24 protein-coding genes are annotated in these 15,048 nt (G+C 62.0%); 21 read left to right on the top strand and 3 right to left on the bottom strand.

All coding sequences use genetic code 11. The features are described 5' to 3' along the window. The 15 genes from AC1DHL_RS22095 to AC1DHL_RS22025 all read left to right on the top strand — a co-directional run. Positions 1 to 279, top strand: a 279-nt coding sequence (locus AC1DHL_RS22095; RefSeq protein WP_478163363.1) for an EF-Tu C-terminal domain-related protein, incomplete at its 5' end; no start/stop codon positions are given. A gap of 22 nt (positions 280 to 301) precedes the next feature. Continuing rightward, on the top strand, positions 302 to 616 hold the full coding sequence (gene rpsJ, locus AC1DHL_RS22090; protein ID WP_028250951.1) for a 30S ribosomal protein S10: 315 nt from the start codon (positions 302 to 304) through the stop codon (positions 614 to 616). A 128-nt stretch (positions 617 to 744) separates the two neighbouring features. Further along, on the top strand, positions 745 to 2,340 hold the full coding sequence (locus AC1DHL_RS22085; RefSeq protein ID WP_478163362.1) for a hypothetical protein: 1,596 nt from the start codon (positions 745 to 747) through the stop codon (positions 2,338 to 2,340). Further along, positions 2,337 to 2,894 (top strand): hypothetical protein, encoded by a 558-nt coding sequence (locus AC1DHL_RS22080; protein WP_478163361.1) that lies wholly within the window; start codon positions 2,337 to 2,339, stop codon positions 2,892 to 2,894. Before AC1DHL_RS22085 ends, AC1DHL_RS22080 begins: the two co-directional genes overlap by 4 nt. A gap of 178 nt (positions 2,895 to 3,072) precedes the next feature. Further along, on the top strand, positions 3,073 to 3,753 hold the full coding sequence (gene rplC, locus AC1DHL_RS22075; RefSeq protein WP_478099159.1) for a 50S ribosomal protein L3: 681 nt from the start codon (positions 3,073 to 3,075) through the stop codon (positions 3,751 to 3,753). Beyond that, positions 3,753 to 4,373 carry a 50S ribosomal protein L4 gene (gene rplD / locus AC1DHL_RS22070; protein ID WP_286569495.1) on the top strand — a complete coding sequence of 207 codons (621 nt, stop codon included), beginning with the start codon at positions 3,753 to 3,755 and terminating at the stop codon, positions 4,371 to 4,373. Before rplC ends, rplD begins: the two co-directional genes overlap by 1 nt. After that, positions 4,370 to 4,705 carry a 50S ribosomal protein L23 gene (gene rplW, locus AC1DHL_RS22065; protein WP_478099158.1) on the top strand — a complete coding sequence of 112 codons (336 nt, stop codon included), beginning with the start codon at positions 4,370 to 4,372 and terminating at the stop codon, positions 4,703 to 4,705. The genes rplD and rplW overlap by 4 nt, the downstream gene beginning before the upstream one ends. Before the next feature lie 2 nt (positions 4,706 to 4,707). Continuing rightward, positions 4,708 to 5,532 carry a 50S ribosomal protein L2 gene (rplB, locus tag AC1DHL_RS22060; protein WP_028250945.1) on the top strand — a complete coding sequence of 275 codons (825 nt, stop codon included), beginning with the start codon at positions 4,708 to 4,710 and terminating at the stop codon, positions 5,530 to 5,532. A 10-nt stretch (positions 5,533 to 5,542) separates the two neighbouring features. Then, the gene (rpsS, locus tag AC1DHL_RS22055) at positions 5,543 to 5,821 is read left to right on the top strand and encodes a 30S ribosomal protein S19 (protein ID WP_007838132.1); all 279 of its coding nucleotides are present in this window, start codon (positions 5,543 to 5,545) and stop codon (positions 5,819 to 5,821) included. A 9-nt stretch (positions 5,822 to 5,830) separates the two neighbouring features. Then, complete coding sequence (gene rplV, locus AC1DHL_RS22050) at positions 5,831 to 6,163, top strand: 50S ribosomal protein L22 (RefSeq protein ID WP_019657678.1); 333 nt, start codon at positions 5,831 to 5,833, stop codon at positions 6,161 to 6,163. Between the two features lie 16 nt (positions 6,164 to 6,179). Beyond that, on the top strand, positions 6,180 to 7,100 hold the full coding sequence (gene rpsC / locus AC1DHL_RS22045) for a 30S ribosomal protein S3 (protein WP_435518133.1): 921 nt from the start codon (positions 6,180 to 6,182) through the stop codon (positions 7,098 to 7,100). A gap of 28 nt (positions 7,101 to 7,128) precedes the next feature. Beyond that, positions 7,129 to 7,545, top strand: a complete 417-nt coding sequence (gene rplP / locus AC1DHL_RS22040) for a 50S ribosomal protein L16 (protein ID WP_028250943.1) — start codon at positions 7,129 to 7,131, stop codon at positions 7,543 to 7,545. A gap of 14 nt (positions 7,546 to 7,559) precedes the next feature. Then, on the top strand, positions 7,560 to 7,811 hold the full coding sequence (gene rpmC, locus AC1DHL_RS22035; RefSeq protein WP_478099155.1) for a 50S ribosomal protein L29: 252 nt from the start codon (positions 7,560 to 7,562) through the stop codon (positions 7,809 to 7,811). Positions 7,812 to 7,820: 9 nt separating this feature from the next. Beyond that, on the top strand, positions 7,821 to 8,090 hold the full coding sequence (gene rpsQ / locus AC1DHL_RS22030; protein ID WP_478099153.1) for a 30S ribosomal protein S17: 270 nt from the start codon (positions 7,821 to 7,823) through the stop codon (positions 8,088 to 8,090). 71 nt (positions 8,091 to 8,161) lie between these two features. Beyond that, positions 8,162 to 8,668, top strand: a complete 507-nt coding sequence (locus AC1DHL_RS22025) for a redoxin family protein (RefSeq protein ID WP_478099151.1) — start codon at positions 8,162 to 8,164, stop codon at positions 8,666 to 8,668. Positions 8,669 to 8,716: 48 nt separating this feature from the next. Here AC1DHL_RS22025 and AC1DHL_RS22020 read toward each other — a convergent pair whose 3' ends face one another. Together AC1DHL_RS22020 and AC1DHL_RS22015 are read right to left on the bottom strand one after the other, a co-directional pair. Then, on the bottom strand, positions 8,717 to 9,298 hold the full coding sequence (locus AC1DHL_RS22020; protein ID WP_478163360.1) for a GNAT family N-acetyltransferase: 582 nt from the start codon (positions 9,296 to 9,298) through the stop codon (positions 8,717 to 8,719). Further along, complete coding sequence (locus AC1DHL_RS22015; RefSeq protein ID WP_478163369.1) at positions 9,295 to 10,008, bottom strand: cytochrome b/b6 domain-containing protein; 714 nt, start codon at positions 10,006 to 10,008, stop codon at positions 9,295 to 9,297. Before AC1DHL_RS22015 ends, AC1DHL_RS22020 begins: the two co-directional genes overlap by 4 nt. A 151-nt stretch (positions 10,009 to 10,159) precedes the next feature. Between AC1DHL_RS22015 and AC1DHL_RS22010 the strand changes: the two genes are divergently transcribed. After that, positions 10,160 to 10,606: a c-type cytochrome gene (locus AC1DHL_RS22010; RefSeq protein ID WP_478099147.1), complete on the top strand. Its 447-nt coding sequence runs from the start codon at positions 10,160 to 10,162 to the stop codon at positions 10,604 to 10,606. Between the two features lie 40 nt (positions 10,607 to 10,646). Here AC1DHL_RS22010 and AC1DHL_RS22005 read toward each other — a convergent pair whose 3' ends face one another. Further along, on the bottom strand, positions 10,647 to 11,144 hold the full coding sequence (locus AC1DHL_RS22005) for a TlpA disulfide reductase family protein (protein WP_478163359.1): 498 nt from the start codon (positions 11,142 to 11,144) through the stop codon (positions 10,647 to 10,649). Between the two features lie 96 nt (positions 11,145 to 11,240). On the opposite strand from AC1DHL_RS22005, the gene AC1DHL_RS22000 reads away from it, so the two are divergent. The 5 genes from AC1DHL_RS22000 (at position 11,241) to AC1DHL_RS21980 (ending at position 15,004) form a co-directional block, all read left to right on the top strand. Next, positions 11,241 to 11,789, top strand: a complete 549-nt coding sequence (locus AC1DHL_RS22000; RefSeq protein ID WP_478163358.1) for a hypothetical protein — start codon at positions 11,241 to 11,243, stop codon at positions 11,787 to 11,789. 117 nt (positions 11,790 to 11,906) lie between these two features. Beyond that, positions 11,907 to 12,362, top strand: coding sequence for a PTS sugar transporter subunit IIA (locus tag AC1DHL_RS21995; RefSeq protein WP_478099141.1), 456 nt, complete (start codon positions 11,907 to 11,909; stop codon positions 12,360 to 12,362). Further along, positions 12,331 to 12,600, top strand: a complete 270-nt coding sequence (locus AC1DHL_RS21990; protein ID WP_478099139.1) for an HPr family phosphocarrier protein — start codon at positions 12,331 to 12,333, stop codon at positions 12,598 to 12,600. The genes AC1DHL_RS21995 and AC1DHL_RS21990 overlap by 32 nt, the downstream gene beginning before the upstream one ends. Positions 12,601 to 12,624: 24 nt before the next feature. Then, complete coding sequence (gene ptsP, locus AC1DHL_RS21985; RefSeq protein WP_478163357.1) at positions 12,625 to 14,445, top strand: phosphoenolpyruvate--protein phosphotransferase; 1,821 nt, start codon at positions 12,625 to 12,627, stop codon at positions 14,443 to 14,445. A 100-nt stretch (positions 14,446 to 14,545) separates the two neighbouring features. Next, complete coding sequence (locus tag AC1DHL_RS21980; protein ID WP_478099135.1) at positions 14,546 to 15,004, top strand: Spy/CpxP family protein refolding chaperone; 459 nt, start codon at positions 14,546 to 14,548, stop codon at positions 15,002 to 15,004. Positions 15,005 to 15,048 lie beyond the last annotated feature (44 nt).

Genomic DNA, 15,048 nt, shown 5'->3' with positions numbered 1-15,048 from the left:
CACTTCACCGCCGAGGTGTACGTTCTGTCGAAGGACGAGGGCGGCCGTCACACGCCGTTCTTCAACAACTACCGTCCGCAGTTCTACTTCCGCACGACGGACGTGACTGGGGCGATCGAGTTGCCCAAGGACAAGGAGATGGTCATGCCCGGCGACAACGTGTCGATCACGGTGAAGCTGATCAACCCGATTGCCATGGAAGAAGGTCTGCGCTTCGCGATCCGCGAAGGTGGTCGCACCGTGGGCTCGGGCGTCGTGGCAAAGATCCTCGACATCTGATCGAACGCACGAAGGAATAACCATGGCTACCAAGCAAAAAATCCGTATCCGCCTGAAGGCGTTCGACTACAAGCTGATCGACCAATCGGCTGCAGAGATTGTGGACACCGCCAAGCGCACCGGCGCGATCGTCAAGGGTCCTGTGCCCCTGCCGACTCGCATGAAGCGCTTCGACATCCTGCGTTCGCCGCACGTCAACAAGACCAGCCGTGACCAGTTCGAGATCCGCACGCATCAACGCCTGATGGACATCGTCGATCCAACGGACAAGACCGTGGATGCACTCATGAAGCTCGACCTGCCGGCCGGCGTCGACGTTGAGATCAAGCTCCAGTAAAAACGTCTACTTACTTGGCAAAGCCCGCTTGCACTTCTGCAAGCGGGCTTTGTTCTTTTGGCCTACGGGTGTGGCATCCTAGAAACATGCGGCGACCGGCCGTTGCGAAGGCTAGCGAGGCGCTGGATATGGAATGCAGATTGTTTTGGCGGGGATTGGCGTTGTCGGCAGCGTTGGCACTCGTGGGAGGATGCGGCGGTGGTGGCGGTGGTGGAGGTGGAATCAGTGCGGTTCCGTCGCCCGCCGCAGGCGTGCCAGCCGCCGCTTCCGTCACCTTGAGCGGTGTCGCTACGTACGATTCGATCCCCAACACGACAGGTGCTTTGGCTTATGCGGCGAGCAGCGCCAAGCCGATTCGGGGGGCTGTGATCGAAATCTTGAACAGCGCGTCGACCGTCATCGCCTCAACAAGTACAGATGCAAACGGCGCGTACTCTGTGAGCGTACCGTCGGGCACGTCGCTCATCGTGCGCGTCAGGGCGCAGATGTCGCAAGTCGGCGCTGGTGCAAGCTGGGACGTCTCGGTCCGTGACAACACACAATCGAACGCCATCTATGCGATGGAGACGCCAACGTTCTCCTCAGGGACAACTGCTTCGCTCTCGCGTGACATTCATGCCCCGTCCGGGTGGGGCGGATCGAGCTACAGCGGGACGCGTGTAGCGGCACCTTTCGCCGCTCTGGATACGATTTACGCGGCCCAGGCGAAAGTCCTGTCGGTCGCGCCAAACACGGCCTTTCCCGCGTTGCGTGTGTTCTGGAACGCCAACAACGTTCCGGCCACAGGCAATCCAGCCCTCGGCCAGATTGGAACGACCTTCTTCAGCAACGGAAGTGCAGGCCGTGCCATCTATGTTCTGGGCAAGGAGAACGTCGACACCGACGAGTACGATTCGTCGGTGATTGCCCATGAATGGGGTCACTACTATCAGTCGGCATTCAGTCGAGACGATTCGCCGGGCGGGAGCCACGCCATCACGGACAGCCTTGATCGCCGGGTCGCGTTTTCCGAAGGATGGGGCAATGCGTGGTCCGGCATTGCGCTCGGGCGCAGCAACTACACCGATTCGGTCGGCCCTGGCCAAGCGCAGGGCTCCAACGTTGATCTCCGCACCGGCGTTGATTCAAACCCTGGCTGGTTCCGCGAGGCGTCCATACAGTCGATCATTTGGAATCTGAACGGGCAGGTCGGCTTCAAGGCGATCCACGACACGATGACTGGCCCCTTCAAGAACGGCCTGCCTGTGACTTCCGTTCACCCGTTCGCAGTCGCCTTTTCTTCGGCGGCACCGGGAAGTGCTTCGAACTTGGCCACGTTGCTGGCAGGGCAGAGCATCAGTGCCGCATCCGACCCATTCGGTGGGTCGGAAACCAACAATGGCGGCGTTGCCGTCGCGCTACCGATGTACCAACGGGCCACGCCAGGTGCAGTCAATTCGGCTTGCGTCTCTAATCAGGCGGGTTCCGGCAACAAGCTGGGGAGCTACGTCTATCTTCGGTTTACCGTGCCATCGGCGGGCAACTACACCGTCACGGTCGCTGGCACGTCGACGGCCGTCGATCCTGACTTCGCGGTTTACAACGGTGGCCAGATTGCCGAGGCCGACGGGCTGGGTCAGAGCGAGACGGCCGCCGTAAGTTTGCCGGCCGGGGAGAGCATTCTGGTGATCAATGACTTCAACAACTCATCGGCCTCCACATGTTTCAACGTCACCATCCAATGAACGCTGCACCTTTGAAAATGGGCCCAGGCGCATGCGCTGCCGTCACGCTGGCGTTGGTGTTGGTGTTGGCGCTGCTCGCTCCTTCAAGCGCGGCAGCTGATGGCGCGAAGGCGCCTGGAATGGTCAAGGGTGCGCCGGCGAGCACATCCATGAAGACAGCTCCAATGAAAGCAAACGGTTCAGGAGTGGTCGTGCGATATCGCATCGACGGAACGCCCGCGATTGGCGTCGCCATTCCCTTAGTGTTGACCTTCGACGGAGTGACGGAACATGGCGGAGCGGCGCTTCGGTTGACGACTGAGGGTGGTCTGGCGCTCGGCGATGTCGCTGCGACTCGGACGCTGCCAGCAGGCGAAGTCACCTCATTGACGATCAAAGTCACCCCGTCCGCAGCGGGTATCGGTTATCTGCACGTGTTCACGACTCAGTACGGCGCGACCAGCGCAACTTCGATTCCCGTCCAAGTGGGCCAGTCCCCTTCAGCGCTGCCGGGTGCCGGTGAGCTCAAGCAAAGCCCCGGCGGGGATAGGGTCCGATCGATGCAGGTGAAGTAGGCCCCCAGCCGGGGCCACCATCCCCGTTGCAGCATTTGCGCATTGCGCGCTATAATCTTCGGCTCTGCCAAAATTGCGCCCCAGGGTTCATTTTGCGCGGAGCTTTATTAACCTTCTTTCGTATACCAAACGCTGTCGCCAATTGAAGTGGCAGCGGCGGAAGTTTTGGAGAAAACCAATGAGTCTGAGCAACTCCCTCGGGTTGCTGGGCCGCAAGGTGGGGATGATGCGTCTCTTCACCGATGACGGGGATGCTGTTCCTGTCACGGTGATTGATGTGTCCAACAACCGTGTGACCCAGATCAAAACCCAAGAGAATGATGGCTACGTCGCACTTCAAGTGACGTTCGGTTCGCGCAAGGCATCGCGTGTTACCAAGCCTGAAGCCGGTCACCTCGCCAAGGCGGGTGTCGAAGCTGGCGAAATCATCCAGGAATTCCGCGTGACCGCCGACACGGCCGGTCAGCACAAGACTGGTGGCGTCATTGCGGCCGCCAGTGTGTTTGCGGTCGGCCAGAAGGTGGACGTGCAGGGCACTTCCATTGGTAAGGGCTACGCTGGCACGATCAAGCGTCACAACATGAGCTCGCAGCGCGCGTCGCACGGCAACAGCCGTTCGCACAACGTGCCGGGTTCCATCGGCATGGCGCAGGATCCCGGACGCGTGTTCCCCGGCAAGCGTATGACGGGCCACCTCGGCGATGTCACCGTGACGACCCAGAACCTCGATGTGATCCGGATCGATGAAGCCCGTCAATTGCTCCTGATCAAGGGTGCAATTCCGGGTTCGAAGGGTGGCTTCGTCACCGTGCGTCCGGCTGTCAAGGCTAGGCCGCAAGCCGCTGAAGGAGCGAAGTAATGGAACTCGAACTCCTGAACGAACAAGGCCAGGCCGCGTCGAAGTACGACGCCCCCGAGACCGTGTTTGGCCGCGACTACAACGAAGACCTGGTTCACCAGATCGTCGTCGCATTCCAGGCCAACGCCCGCCAAGGCACGCGCGCCCAGAAGGACCGCGAGCAGGTCAAGCACTCGACCAAGAAGCCTTTCAAGCAAAAGGGAACGGGCCGCGCCCGTGCCGGTATGACTTCCTCGCCGCTGTGGCGTGGGGGTGGCCGCATTTTCCCGAACATGCCTGACGAAAACTTCTCGCAGAAGATCAACAAGAAGATGTATCGCGCCGGCATGGCCTCCATCTTCTCGCAGCTCGCTCGTGAAGGTCGTCTGGCCGTGGTCGATTCGATCAAGGTCGACTCTCCCAAGACCAAGGCGCTGGCCGCCAAGTTCAAGGCAATGAATCTCGAGTCCGTGCTCGTGATCGCCGAGGAAGTCGACGAGAACCTGTACCTGGCCTCGCGCAACCTGGTCAACGTGCTCGTGGTCGAGCCGCGTTACGCCGATCCGGTGTCGCTGGTTCACTACAAGAAGGTGCTGGTCACCAAGGGTGCCGTCGATAAGCTCAAGGAGATGTTCGCATGAGCCGCATGAACCCTACTCCCGCACAACGTCAGTTCGATGAAGGTCGCCTGATGAATGTGCTGATCGCCCCGATCGTGTCTGAAAAAGCGACGATGGTCGGCGAGAAGTCGAATGCCGTCACCTTCAAGGTGCTGCAGGATGCCACCAAGCCCGAGATCAAGGCCGCTGTTGAACTGATGTTCAAGGTCGAAGTCCAGGGCGTGTCGGTGCTCAACACCAAGGGCAAGACCAAGCGCTTCGGCAAGTCCATCGGTCGCCGCGACAACGTTCGCAAGGCCTATGTGACGCTCAAGGCTGGTCAAGAGCTCAACCTCGTCGGGGAAGGCGCTTAATCATGGCCGTCATCAAGATGAAACCCACTTCGCCGGGCCAACGCGGCGCGGTGAAGATCTCGCGAGACCACCTGTACAAGGGCGCGCCGCACGCGGCCTTGCTGGAGCCGCAATTCCAGAAGGCTGGCCGCAACAACAACGGTCACATCACGACCCGCCACAAGGGTGGTGGCCACAAGCACCACTATCGCGTCGTGGACTTCGTGCGCAACAAGGACGGCATCCCGGCCAAGGTCGAACGTATCGAGTACGACCCCAACCGTACCGCCCACATCGCGCTCGTGTGCTACGCCGATGGCGAGCGCCGCTACATCATCGCCCCGCGCGGTCTGGAAGCTGGTGCAACGCTGTTGAGCGGTTCGGAAGCTCCGATCCGTGCCGGCAACACGCTGCCGATTCGCAACATCCCTGTGGGTTCGACGATCCACTGCATCGAACTGCAGCCTGGCAAGGGCGCGCAGATCGCCCGTTCGGCCGGTACCTCGGCCACGCTGCTGGCCCGTGAAGGCGTCTATGCCCAGGTCCGTATGCGTTCGGGCGAAGTCCGCCGCGTGCACGTCGAGTGCCGCGCGACCATCGGTGAAGTCGCCAACGAAGAACACAGCCTGCGCCAGCTCGGCAAGGCCGGCGTGAAGCGCTGGATGGGTATCCGCCCGACCGTTCGCGGCGTGGTGATGAACCCGGTCGACCACCCACACGGTGGTGGCGAAGGCAAGACCGGCGAAGGCCGCCATCCTGTCGACCCATGGGGCAACCTGACCAAGGGTTATCGCACCCGTAACAACAAGCGCACGCAAGTCTTCATCGTGTCGCGTCGCAAGAAGTAAGGGTTAGCAAATGACTCGCTCTCTCAAAAAAGGTCCGTTCGTCGACCACCACCTCGTGGCCAAGGCCGACAAGGCCGTGACGACCAAGGACAAGAAGCCGATCAAGACCTGGTCGCGTCGCTCGATGGTTCTGCCCGAGTTCATCGGTCTGACCATTGCCGTGCACAACGGCAAGCAGCATGTGCCTGTGTACATCACCGACCAGATGGTCGGCCACAAGCTCGGTGAATTTGCGCTCACGCGCACGTTCAAGGGGCACCCCGCGGACAAAAAAGTCCAGAAGAAGTAAGGAACGACCATGTCTGAAACACGTGCAGTCCTCCGCGGCGTCCGCCTTTCGGTCGACAAGGGCCGTCTGGTCGCCGACCTGATCCGCGGCAAGAAGGTCGATCAAGCGCTCAACATTCTGCAATTCACGCAGAAGAAGGCCGCTGTGATCGTGAAGAAGGTGCTCGAGTCGGCCATCGCCAACGCCGAGCACAACGACGGTGCCGATATCGACGAACTGAAGGTCAAGACCATCTACGTCGAGCAAGGCGCCACGCTCAAGCGCTTCACCGCGCGCGCCAAGGGTCGCGGCAATCGCATCAGCAAGCCCACGTGCCATGTGTACGTGACGGTTGGCAACTAATAGGCCTGGAAGAAATATGGGACAGAAAATCCACCCAACCGGCTTCCGCCTTGCGGTCAGCCGTAACTGGTCCAGCCGCTGGTACGCAAGCAACCGCGACTTCGCCGGCATGCTGGCCGAAGACATCAAGGTGCGCGAGTACCTGAAGAAGAAGCTCAAGAACGCGTCCGTTTCGCGCGTGCTGATCGAGCGCCCCGCCAAGAACGCACGCATCACGATCTACTCGGCACGTCCGGGCGTCGTGATCGGCAAGAAGGGCGAGGACATCGAGAACCTCAAGCGCGAGCTGGGCAAGCAACTCGGCGTGCCGGTTGCTGTCAACATCGAAGAAGTGCGCAAGCCCGAGATCGATGCGCAACTGATCGCCGACAGCATCACTCAGCAGCTCGAGAAGCGGATCATGTTCCGCCGCGCCATGAAGCGCGCGATGCAGAACGCCATGCGTCTGGGTGCCCAGGGCATCAAGATCATGTCGGCCGGTCGCCTGAATGGCATCGAAATCGCACGTACCGAGTGGTACCGCGAAGGTCGCGTGCCGCTTCACACCCTGCGCGCCGACATCGACTACGGCACCTCGGAAGCCAAGACCACCTACGGCGTCATTGGCGTCAAGGTCTGGGTCTACAAGGGCGACACGCTGGGTCGTAACGACCTGCCGGCCGTCGAAACGCCGCGCCCCGACGAAGAGCGTCGCCCTCGCGGCCCGCGTCGTGATGGCCGTCCTGGTGGCGATCGTCCCGGCTCTGACCGTCGCGGTCCGCGCGCCGGTGCCCGTGGCCCGATCGGCGGCAACGTCGCCCCGGCCGATGGCAGCGACAAGCCCGCAGAAGCCACTGGCGCCGCTCCGGCGGCTCCAGGTGCAGACTCGAAACCCGCCGTTAAGCGCGTCCGCAAAGCCGCGCCAGCTGCAGCAGCTGACGGTGCCAAGACCGAGTGATCGGTCTTAGAACTACGGAGTAATAAACATGCTGCAACCTGCACGCAGAAAGTTCCGCAAGGAACAAAAGGGCCGCAACACCGGCATCGCGACTCGCGGCAACGCGGTGTCGTTCGGTGATTTCGGCCTGAAGTCGATCGACCGAGGCCGTCTTACGGCCCGTCAGATCGAAGCCGCACGTCGCGCGATCTCGCGTCACGTCAAGCGCGGTGGCCGCATCTGGATTCGTGTGTTCCCCGACAAGCCGATCTCCCACAAGCCCGCAGAAGTGCGGATGGGTAACGGCAAGGGCAACCCAGAGTACTACGTCGCCGAAATCCAGCCCGGCAAGGTGATCTATGAGATCGTCGGCGTCCCCGAAGAACTGGCTCGCGAGGCCTTCCGTCTGGCCGCTGCCAAGCTGCCGCTGCGTACGACCTTCGTCGCTCGCCAGCTCGGCGCCTGATCGAGGAGAACACCATGGCAACACGTAAGAAGAAGGAAGTTGCGGCTACGGCCAAGACTTCGAAGGCCGCCGAGCTGCGCAACAAGGACGTTGCGGGCCTGCAAGCCGAAATCAAGGATCTGCAGAAGGCTCATTTCGGCCTGCGCATGCAGAAAGCCACGCAACAGTTGTCGAATACCTCGACGCTGCGCGTGACGCGCCGCGACATCGCGCGCGCCAAGACCATTCTTGCTCAGAAGCAGCAAGAAGCCCAAGCCGCCAAGTAAGGAGTGAACATGACGGAAGCTAAAAAATCCCTCAAGCGCACCTTGATCGGCAAGGTGGTCAGCGACAAGCGTGAGAAGACCGTGACTGTGCTGGTCGAGCGTCGTGTGAAGCACGAACTCTACGGCAAGATCGTGGCCAAGACCAGCAAGTACCACGCCCATGACGAAAAGGGCGAGTACAAGCTGGGCGACACCATCGAGATCACCGAAAGCCGGCCGATTTCGAAGACGAAGAACTGGGTCGTGACCCGTCTGATCGAAAAGGCCGTTTTGGTCTGATCGCAGGCGAAGCAGCCCGAGCAAAAGCGGCCCACAATGTGGGCCGTTTTTCTTTTTCAGGAGTCCTTCAAATGATCAAAGTCGGCGACACGCTTCCCACTGCAACCCTCCAGGAATATTCCGAGGTCGAAGGGGAGGGCTGCAGCATCGGTCCCAACCCTGTCGATGTCGCGAAGGCCACTGCCGGGAAGACCATCGCGCTGTTCGCGTTGCCTGGCGCTTTCACACCCACCTGCTCTGCCAAGCACGTACCTGGGTATGTGCAGCATTTCGAGGACTTCAAGGCTGCGGGAGTCGATGAAATCTGGTGCGTGAGCGTCAACGATGCCTTCGTCATGGGCGCTTGGGCTCGCGACCAGAAGACGGGCAGCAAGGTCCGCATGTTGGCGGACGGCAGTGCTGCCTTTGCCAATGCGACCGGCCTGACGTTGGATCTGACCGCGCGAGGGATGGGTATCCGTAGCAATCGCTATTCCATGCTCGTCAGGGACGGCAAAGTTGTTTCGCTAAACGTCGAAGGCCCCGGAAAGTTCGAAGTCAGCGATGCCGACACGCTGTTGGCACAAGCCCGCGGCTGATCGCTCCCCGCGTTCGTAGCGCTCCGGGCCGCGTGAGGACGGGGCGAGCTACAAATCAGCCTTGAGGTAGTGCGACCCGGCAACCGGGTTGTGATAGTAAGGAGGCACTTCGACGAAGCCGAGGTCTTCGTAGAGTGCCCTCGCAGACTCCATGTCGTCGAGCGTATCGAGCAGTACGCACGCGTAGCCCGCTCCGCGCGCGGCGTCGAGAATGGCTTCCGCCAGTTGTCGCCCGAGCCCCACCCCCCGAAATTCCGGACGTACATACAGGCGCTTCATTTCGGCGGCATTAGGATAGTCCGCCGAATCCAAGGGACGCAGCGCGCAACAACCGGCAACATGCGCGAGATCGCCATTGGCTCTTTGCAGAGGTTGCGCATTCACGGGAACCGCCGTATCGATCGTGTTGACCAGTGCCAGAAGCAAGGCGCCACGCGGTTCCGCGTAATCACCCGGCAAGTTGACAAGTTCAGCGTCGAAATTCTGAAATCCGAGGTCGATGCCCAGGGAAGCAGCATAGTCCTGAAAAATCGCCCGTGTGGCTTCGAGTTCGTGCGGTTCGTCGGGCGTCAGCAGCACGATTTCGGGCGTGTCTGCCAATGGCAGGGGACGTGACATTGAGTTGCTCATACGCGCAATGATGCTATCCAGACGGCAAAGCCTATGCAGACCGCGAACACGGCAAGCGCAAGAAGTCTTGACGCGAAATCGTCACGGCTCGGCGCGCCGTTGCCGTCGGCGAGCGGCTTGTCGCCGGAAATCATGGGCCGGATCAGCCGCCGGCCTTTGACAAATACATAGAAAAGAACCGCAAGGACGTGCAGGCTCACCAGCGTGATGACCAGCCACATGCCTGGCTCGGCATGCCACTTCGTTGCGGCGCTCACCACGGAACCGGGCACAAAGCGCGTCAGCGGCCCCGATGCCGAGATCTCGTCGTCGGCCACCAAGCCGGTCGCTACTTGCACCAGCAACAGGCCAAGGACCGCGAACACCGATAGCGCGCCCAATGGAGAGTGGCCGATGAGATGGTCGGGGTGCGCACGACCTCGCAGATACGAAACGACCGAGCGCGGCGCATAAATGAAAGCCGAGAAGCGCGACCAACGACCGCCGACGAATCCCCAGACCAGACGAAAAAGCAGAAGCGACAGCGCGGTGTAACCGAGACGGAAATGCCATTCCATGATCCCGCCAAGTCCGGTTGCAATGAGGCTGATCACAGTCAGCGCCAACGCCCAGTGGAACAGCCGGGTCGGCAGATCCCAGACACGCGTTCGAATCGCGCCAGGCTCATCCAGCCTCGCGCGGCGCGTCGTGGGCTCGAAAGATGCGGTCATCGGTGGCTGTGACGCAGGATGCGGGATCCGCAGATTAGCAAACTTCGGTGGCGAGTGGCCTTGCGGGTTGTCTCTACCCATTGGCTGCGCCAAATCTCTAAACTGGACTACGGCACCGTACTCAGCGATGCACGAGCAAAAAGGATTCACCATGAAATCTCTCGTCACCCTCATCCTGGCTGCCGTTTGCGGAGCCTTTTCCGTGTCGGCCAGCGCTCAGTTCGCCAAGACTGAGGATGCCATCAAATACCGCCAGAGTGCGATGTTCATCCAGGGGCAGCATGTGGGGCGCCTGGGTGCCATGGCCAACGGCCGGGTTCCTTTCGATGCGACGGTTGCGGTCGCCAATGCCGAGGTGGTCGCCCAGATATCAAGGCTACCCTGGGCCGGCTTTGGGCCGGGCACGGAGGGCGGCAAGGCCAAGCCGGAGATCTGGAAGGAGCAGGCCAAGTTCAAGGAGTTGAGCGATCGGCTGATGGCCGAAACCGACAAGCTCCTTGTTGCGACGAAAACCGGCAACCTCGACGCGCTGAAAACCGCGATGGGCTCGCTCGGTGAAACGTGCAAGGCGTGCCACGATTCCTTCAGGAACAAATAGCTCGCACCTGGCCGCGAGCACCGAATACTCGTCGGGGGCTTTATGCCTCGGCGAGCAGTTTCTCGATCAACTTGTGCAATTCGGCGAAGTCGGGTTCGCCGACATAGCGCTTCACGATCTCGCCGCGCTTGTTGACCACGTAGGTGGTCGGCGTCAGCTGGACGTCGCCCCAAGCCTTGGCCACGGCGCCTGTGTTGTCGATCGCCACCTTGAACGGCAGTTTGCGCGTTTCGGCGTAATTGACGACGTAGGCCGGTGGGTCGTAGCTCATTGCCACGGCGAGGGTGTCGTAGCCCTGATTCTTGTATTTGTCGTAAGTCGCGATGACCTTGGGCATTTCACCCACGCAGGTGACGCAACTCGTTGCCCAGAAATTGACCAGGGTGACCTTGCCCTTGAGGTCCTCGGTGCTTTTCTTCGTACCGTCGAGAAGCACGAAGGTCGATGCCGGCGCTGCGGAAACGCCAGTGTTCAGGTACACGCCCACGCCGACGACCAGGGCTAGCGCAGTTGCTGCGGCGTAGATGAGCTTTTTCATGGAAGAAGAGGGTGGAGTTCGCGGATTTTAGTTCCCATCGCCGGATCGTGCCGGGCTCCCAGGCTCGCCGAAGGGGCGTTCGATAATGGCCTTTCCATGTCGACTCCGTCCTGCCTTCGTCCCAGTCGCACGGCATACGCCGTGGCCGCGATCGCCCTTGCGGCGTGCAGTCCGACCTTCAACTGGCGAGATGCCCCGGTGGGGGACGCCGGCGTTGTCGTTCTGCTGCCATGCAAGCCTGACCACGCCACTCGGCAGATCCCCCTCGGAACCGAGGCGGTTCCAGTCGACATGGCCGGTTGCAAGGCCGGGGGCGCCACGTTTGCCGTCGCTCACGCCACGGCCGGCAGTGCCGAGCAGGCCGAGAGCTGGATTCGCGCATGGCGAGCCGCGACACGCTCCCAGCTCGCGAGCACCCAGGTCGCCGAGGCCCCTGCCACCGTGCCTCGTGCCGCTGCCTCGCCCGCCCCGGCACGGCTCGATACCCAGGGCCCACCGGCCGAAAGCCGCGACGACGCGGCCCACGTCCTCTGGTTCGCGCAACAGCGACCGGACGGAATGGCGATTTATCAGGCTACCGTACAGGGTTCGCCGTCATCGTCCGACGCGCTGGCGACGTTTTTCGAGGGTATTCGCATCCCGTGAGTGGACAAAGGCACGAAACAGGCCCTGGACGTTGATGAGATGCTGCGTGTTGTGTTGTCTTATTTCTACACCCTCACGGATGCCCCCGCATAATTGGCAGACTGTCTGCCGACTCACATGAACAGCATCTTCATCATTGCTCATTCGCCGCTTGCGCAGGCACTGCGGCAGTGCGCATTGCATGTGTTTCCTGATTGCGAGCAGTTCATCGTTGCGCTCGACGTCTTGCCTAACGTCTCCCCCGACGAAACTCTCGCCGCAGCGCGCATCACCTTGGCGCAGCTTCATCGCACACCGCGCTCGCAGGTGCTCGTGCTGGCCGACGTTTTCGGAGCAACGCCCTGCAATGTGGCCCAGAAGCTGGTCGACGGCGTCCGCTCCCGCCTGGTGGCTGGCGTTAACCTACCCATGTTGCTGCGCGCCGTCAGCTATCGGAACGAACCGCTTGATACGCTTGTGCAGCGTGCGCTCACCGGAGGAACCGCGGGCGTGATGCAAGTGGCCGTGACCGCTCCCCAGAATCAGGCAAGAAGAAAGCACAGTGACCAAGACATCCGTGACCATCAGCAATAAGCTGGGCCTGCATGCGCGGGCCTCGGCGAAACTCACCAAGCTTGCGGGGAGCTATCCCTGCGAAGTCTGGCTTGCGCGCGGCGATCGTCGGGTGAATGCGAAGAGCATCATGGGCGTGATGATGCTGGCCGCCGGCATCGGCGTGACTGTGGAAGTCGAGACGATCGGCGACCGCGAGCAAGAGGCGCTGGATGCCATCGTTGCACTCATGAACGACAAGTTCGGGGAAGGTGAATAGATGGCGCACTTCGTGGGGTAAGGCGTGACATTCTCGATCCACGGTCTCCCGGTTGCCCGTGGCATTGCCATCGGCCGCGCCGTGCTCGTCGTGTCGAGCCGCATCGACGTCGCGCACTATTTCATCAAACCCGAGGAAGTCGAAACCGAGATCGACCGAGTCCGGGTCGCCCGGAACGCGGTGGCCGAGGAACTGCAGAAATTGCAGGCCAGCGTGGCGCTGATGGGTCCCAACGACGCCCCGCACGAACTCTCCGCGCTCCTCGACGTGCACCAGATGCTGCTGCAGGACGAGGTGCTCACCGGCGGCGTCAAGCACTGGATCGTGGAGCGCCTCTACAACGCCGAGTGGGCGCTCACAACGCAGCTCGAAGTGGTTGCGCGCCAGTTCGACGAGATGGAGGACGAGTACCTCCGCGAGCGCAAGGCGGACCTGGAGCAGGTCGTCGAGCGCCTGCTGCACCGGATGAAGGGCACGGCAGCAGTTCTCGCGCCGAACCCGCCGCGCCGCAAGCGCGCCTCCGAAAACGACGACGACGAGCATTCCGACCCCACTGCCGGCGACGGCATCGACGTGCCGCTGGTGCTGATCGCGCACGATCTCTCGCCGGCCGACATGCTGCAGTTCAAGAAGAGCGTGTTCGCGGGCTTCGTGACCGACGTCGGCGGACGCACCTCGCACACGGCGATCGTCGCGCGCAGCATGGACATCCCGGCCGTGGTCGGCGCCCGCAGCGCGAGCCAATTGGTGCGGCAGGACGACTGGGTCGTCATCGATGGCGATGCTGGCGTCGTGATCGTCGATCCCTCGCCGATCATCCTGGCCGAATACGGCTTCAAGCAGCGACAGGGCGACCTCGAACGCGGGCGGCTTTCCCGGCTGCGGCACAAGCCGGCCGTGACGCTTGATGGTCAGCGCGTCGAATTGCTGGCCAATATCGAGATGCCCGAAGACACGGTGGGCGCGGTCCGAGCCGGCGCGGTCGGCGTGGGTCTGTTCCGTAGCGAATTCCTCTTCATGGGCCGCGAAGCGCAGCGCATGACGCGCCTGCCCGACGAGGAAGAGCAGTACCAGGCATACAGGCGCGCGGTCGAGGGCATGCAGGGCATGCCTGTCACCATTCGGACCGTTGATGTCGGCGCGGACAAGCAGCTCGACGGTAAGTCGGTCCGCGAAGACTCGCACCTGAATCCTGCCCTCGGTCTGCGCGCAATTCGCTGGAGCCTGGCAGATCCGGCGATGTTTCTTACACAGCTACGTGCCATCCTGCGCGCCGCAGCGCACGGCGAGATCCATCTGCTGATTCCGATGCTGGCGCACGTGAGCGAGATTCGGCAGACCCTGTCACTCATCGATTTCGCGCGGGCCGAACTGGACAACCGCGGCGTCGTTCACGGCAACGTGAAGCTCGGCGCGATGATCGAAATCCCGGCCGCCGCGCTCACGCTCAAGACCTTCCTGAAGTACTTCGATTTCCTGTCGATCGGCACCAACGACCTGATCCAGTACACGCTCGCCATCGACCGCGCCGACGAATCGGTCGCGCATCTCTACGATCCTGCGCATCCCGCTGTGCTTCGGCTGGTGGCCGACACCATTGCCGAGTGCCGGCGCCAGGGCAAGAGCGTGAGCGTGTGCGGAGAAATGGCGGGTGACGTCATGTTCACCCGATTGCTGCTCGGCTTGGGCTTGCGCAGCTTCTCGATGCATCCCTCGCAGATCCTGGCCGTGAAGCAGGAAGTGCTGCGTGCCGACACCCGAAAGCTCGAATCCTGGGCGCAGGGCGTGATCGAGGCCGAGGAACCCTCCGCCGCGCTAGCGCCGGTCGCCCTCGCGCCGCAATAAAACGAAACACGCCGAAACCGTCGCGAAAGGACTTCGCGGCTGCGCAAAAGCACCATCGAGTCTCCCTGATCGATCCGATCACATGCAAAGGAAGACTCTCATGAAACGCTGGTTCAAACGTTCTCTCTTCGGTATCGCCGGTGCTGCGCTGGTTGCGGGCAGCCTGGCCGGTTGCGGACACCGCCACGGCTGGAGCGGCGACTCCGAGCAAGACCGGGCCGAGTTCCGTGCGCGCATCGTCGAGCGCGTGAGCAGCAAGCTCGAGCTCGACGCCACGCAGAAGCAGAAGCTCCAGGTGCTGACCGAAAAGATCCAGGCCCAGCGCGCAGCGTTGCGCGGCGGCGGCGATCCGCGCGCCGAGTTCCGTGCCTTGTTCGCCGGCGCAAAGCTCGACCAGGAGCGCGCGAAGAAGCTGGTCGAGGACAAGAGCGCCGCCGTGCAGGCCGGCAGCCCCGAAGTGATCGCGGCGGCCGCCGACTTCTTCGACAACCTGAATCCGGCGCAGCAACAGAAGGTCCGCGATTTCATGGACCGCGCCCGCCGCTGGAGAAGGGGATGAAAGTCCTCTGACGCATGCCCTCGGGTCTGGTGACGAGCCTTCTC

It is taken from the genome of Variovorax sp. 10L426, from assembly GCF_056395305.1.
The sequence above is the reverse complement of the archived record's forward strand: the minus strand, read 5'-3'. Positions and strand labels throughout refer to the sequence as shown.

What these genes read in the sequence shown, in the direction of transcription:
- rpsJ (WP_028250951.1), top strand. Translation starts at nt 302, where the DNA reads ATGGCTACCAAGCAAAAAATCCGTATCCGCCTGAAGGCGTTCGACTAC.
- AC1DHL_RS22085 (WP_478163362.1), top strand. Translation starts at nt 745, where the DNA reads ATGGAATGCAGATTGTTTTGGCGGGGATTGGCGTTGTCGGCAGCGTTG.
- AC1DHL_RS22080 (WP_478163361.1), top strand. Translation starts at nt 2,337, where the DNA reads ATGAACGCTGCACCTTTGAAAATGGGCCCAGGCGCATGCGCTGCCGTC.
- rplC (WP_478099159.1), top strand. Translation starts at nt 3,073, where the DNA reads ATGAGTCTGAGCAACTCCCTCGGGTTGCTGGGCCGCAAGGTGGGGATG.
- rplD (WP_286569495.1), top strand. Translation starts at nt 3,753, where the DNA reads ATGGAACTCGAACTCCTGAACGAACAAGGCCAGGCCGCGTCGAAGTAC.
- rplW (WP_478099158.1), top strand. Translation starts at nt 4,370, where the DNA reads ATGAGCCGCATGAACCCTACTCCCGCACAACGTCAGTTCGATGAAGGT.
- rplB (WP_028250945.1), top strand. Translation starts at nt 4,708, where the DNA reads ATGGCCGTCATCAAGATGAAACCCACTTCGCCGGGCCAACGCGGCGCG.
- rpsS (WP_007838132.1), top strand. Translation starts at nt 5,543, where the DNA reads ATGACTCGCTCTCTCAAAAAAGGTCCGTTCGTCGACCACCACCTCGTG.
- rplV (WP_019657678.1), top strand. Translation starts at nt 5,831, where the DNA reads ATGTCTGAAACACGTGCAGTCCTCCGCGGCGTCCGCCTTTCGGTCGAC.
- rpsC (WP_435518133.1), top strand. Translation starts at nt 6,180, where the DNA reads ATGGGACAGAAAATCCACCCAACCGGCTTCCGCCTTGCGGTCAGCCGT.
- rplP (WP_028250943.1), top strand. Translation starts at nt 7,129, where the DNA reads ATGCTGCAACCTGCACGCAGAAAGTTCCGCAAGGAACAAAAGGGCCGC.
- rpmC (WP_478099155.1), top strand. Translation starts at nt 7,560, where the DNA reads ATGGCAACACGTAAGAAGAAGGAAGTTGCGGCTACGGCCAAGACTTCG.
- rpsQ (WP_478099153.1), top strand. Translation starts at nt 7,821, where the DNA reads ATGACGGAAGCTAAAAAATCCCTCAAGCGCACCTTGATCGGCAAGGTG.
- AC1DHL_RS22025 (WP_478099151.1), top strand. Translation starts at nt 8,162, where the DNA reads ATGATCAAAGTCGGCGACACGCTTCCCACTGCAACCCTCCAGGAATAT.
- AC1DHL_RS22020 (WP_478163360.1), bottom strand. Translation starts at nt 9,298, where the DNA reads ATGAGCAACTCAATGTCACGTCCCCTGCCATTGGCAGACACGCCCGAA.
- AC1DHL_RS22015 (WP_478163369.1), bottom strand. Translation starts at nt 10,008, where the DNA reads ATGACCGCATCTTTCGAGCCCACGACGCGCCGCGCGAGGCTGGATGAG.
- AC1DHL_RS22010 (WP_478099147.1), top strand. Translation starts at nt 10,160, where the DNA reads ATGAAATCTCTCGTCACCCTCATCCTGGCTGCCGTTTGCGGAGCCTTT.
- AC1DHL_RS22005 (WP_478163359.1), bottom strand. Translation starts at nt 11,144, where the DNA reads ATGAAAAAGCTCATCTACGCCGCAGCAACTGCGCTAGCCCTGGTCGTC.
- AC1DHL_RS22000 (WP_478163358.1), top strand. Translation starts at nt 11,241, where the DNA reads ATGTCGACTCCGTCCTGCCTTCGTCCCAGTCGCACGGCATACGCCGTG.
- AC1DHL_RS21995 (WP_478099141.1), top strand. Translation starts at nt 11,907, where the DNA reads ATGAACAGCATCTTCATCATTGCTCATTCGCCGCTTGCGCAGGCACTG.
- AC1DHL_RS21980 (WP_478099135.1), top strand. Translation starts at nt 14,546, where the DNA reads ATGAAACGCTGGTTCAAACGTTCTCTCTTCGGTATCGCCGGTGCTGCG.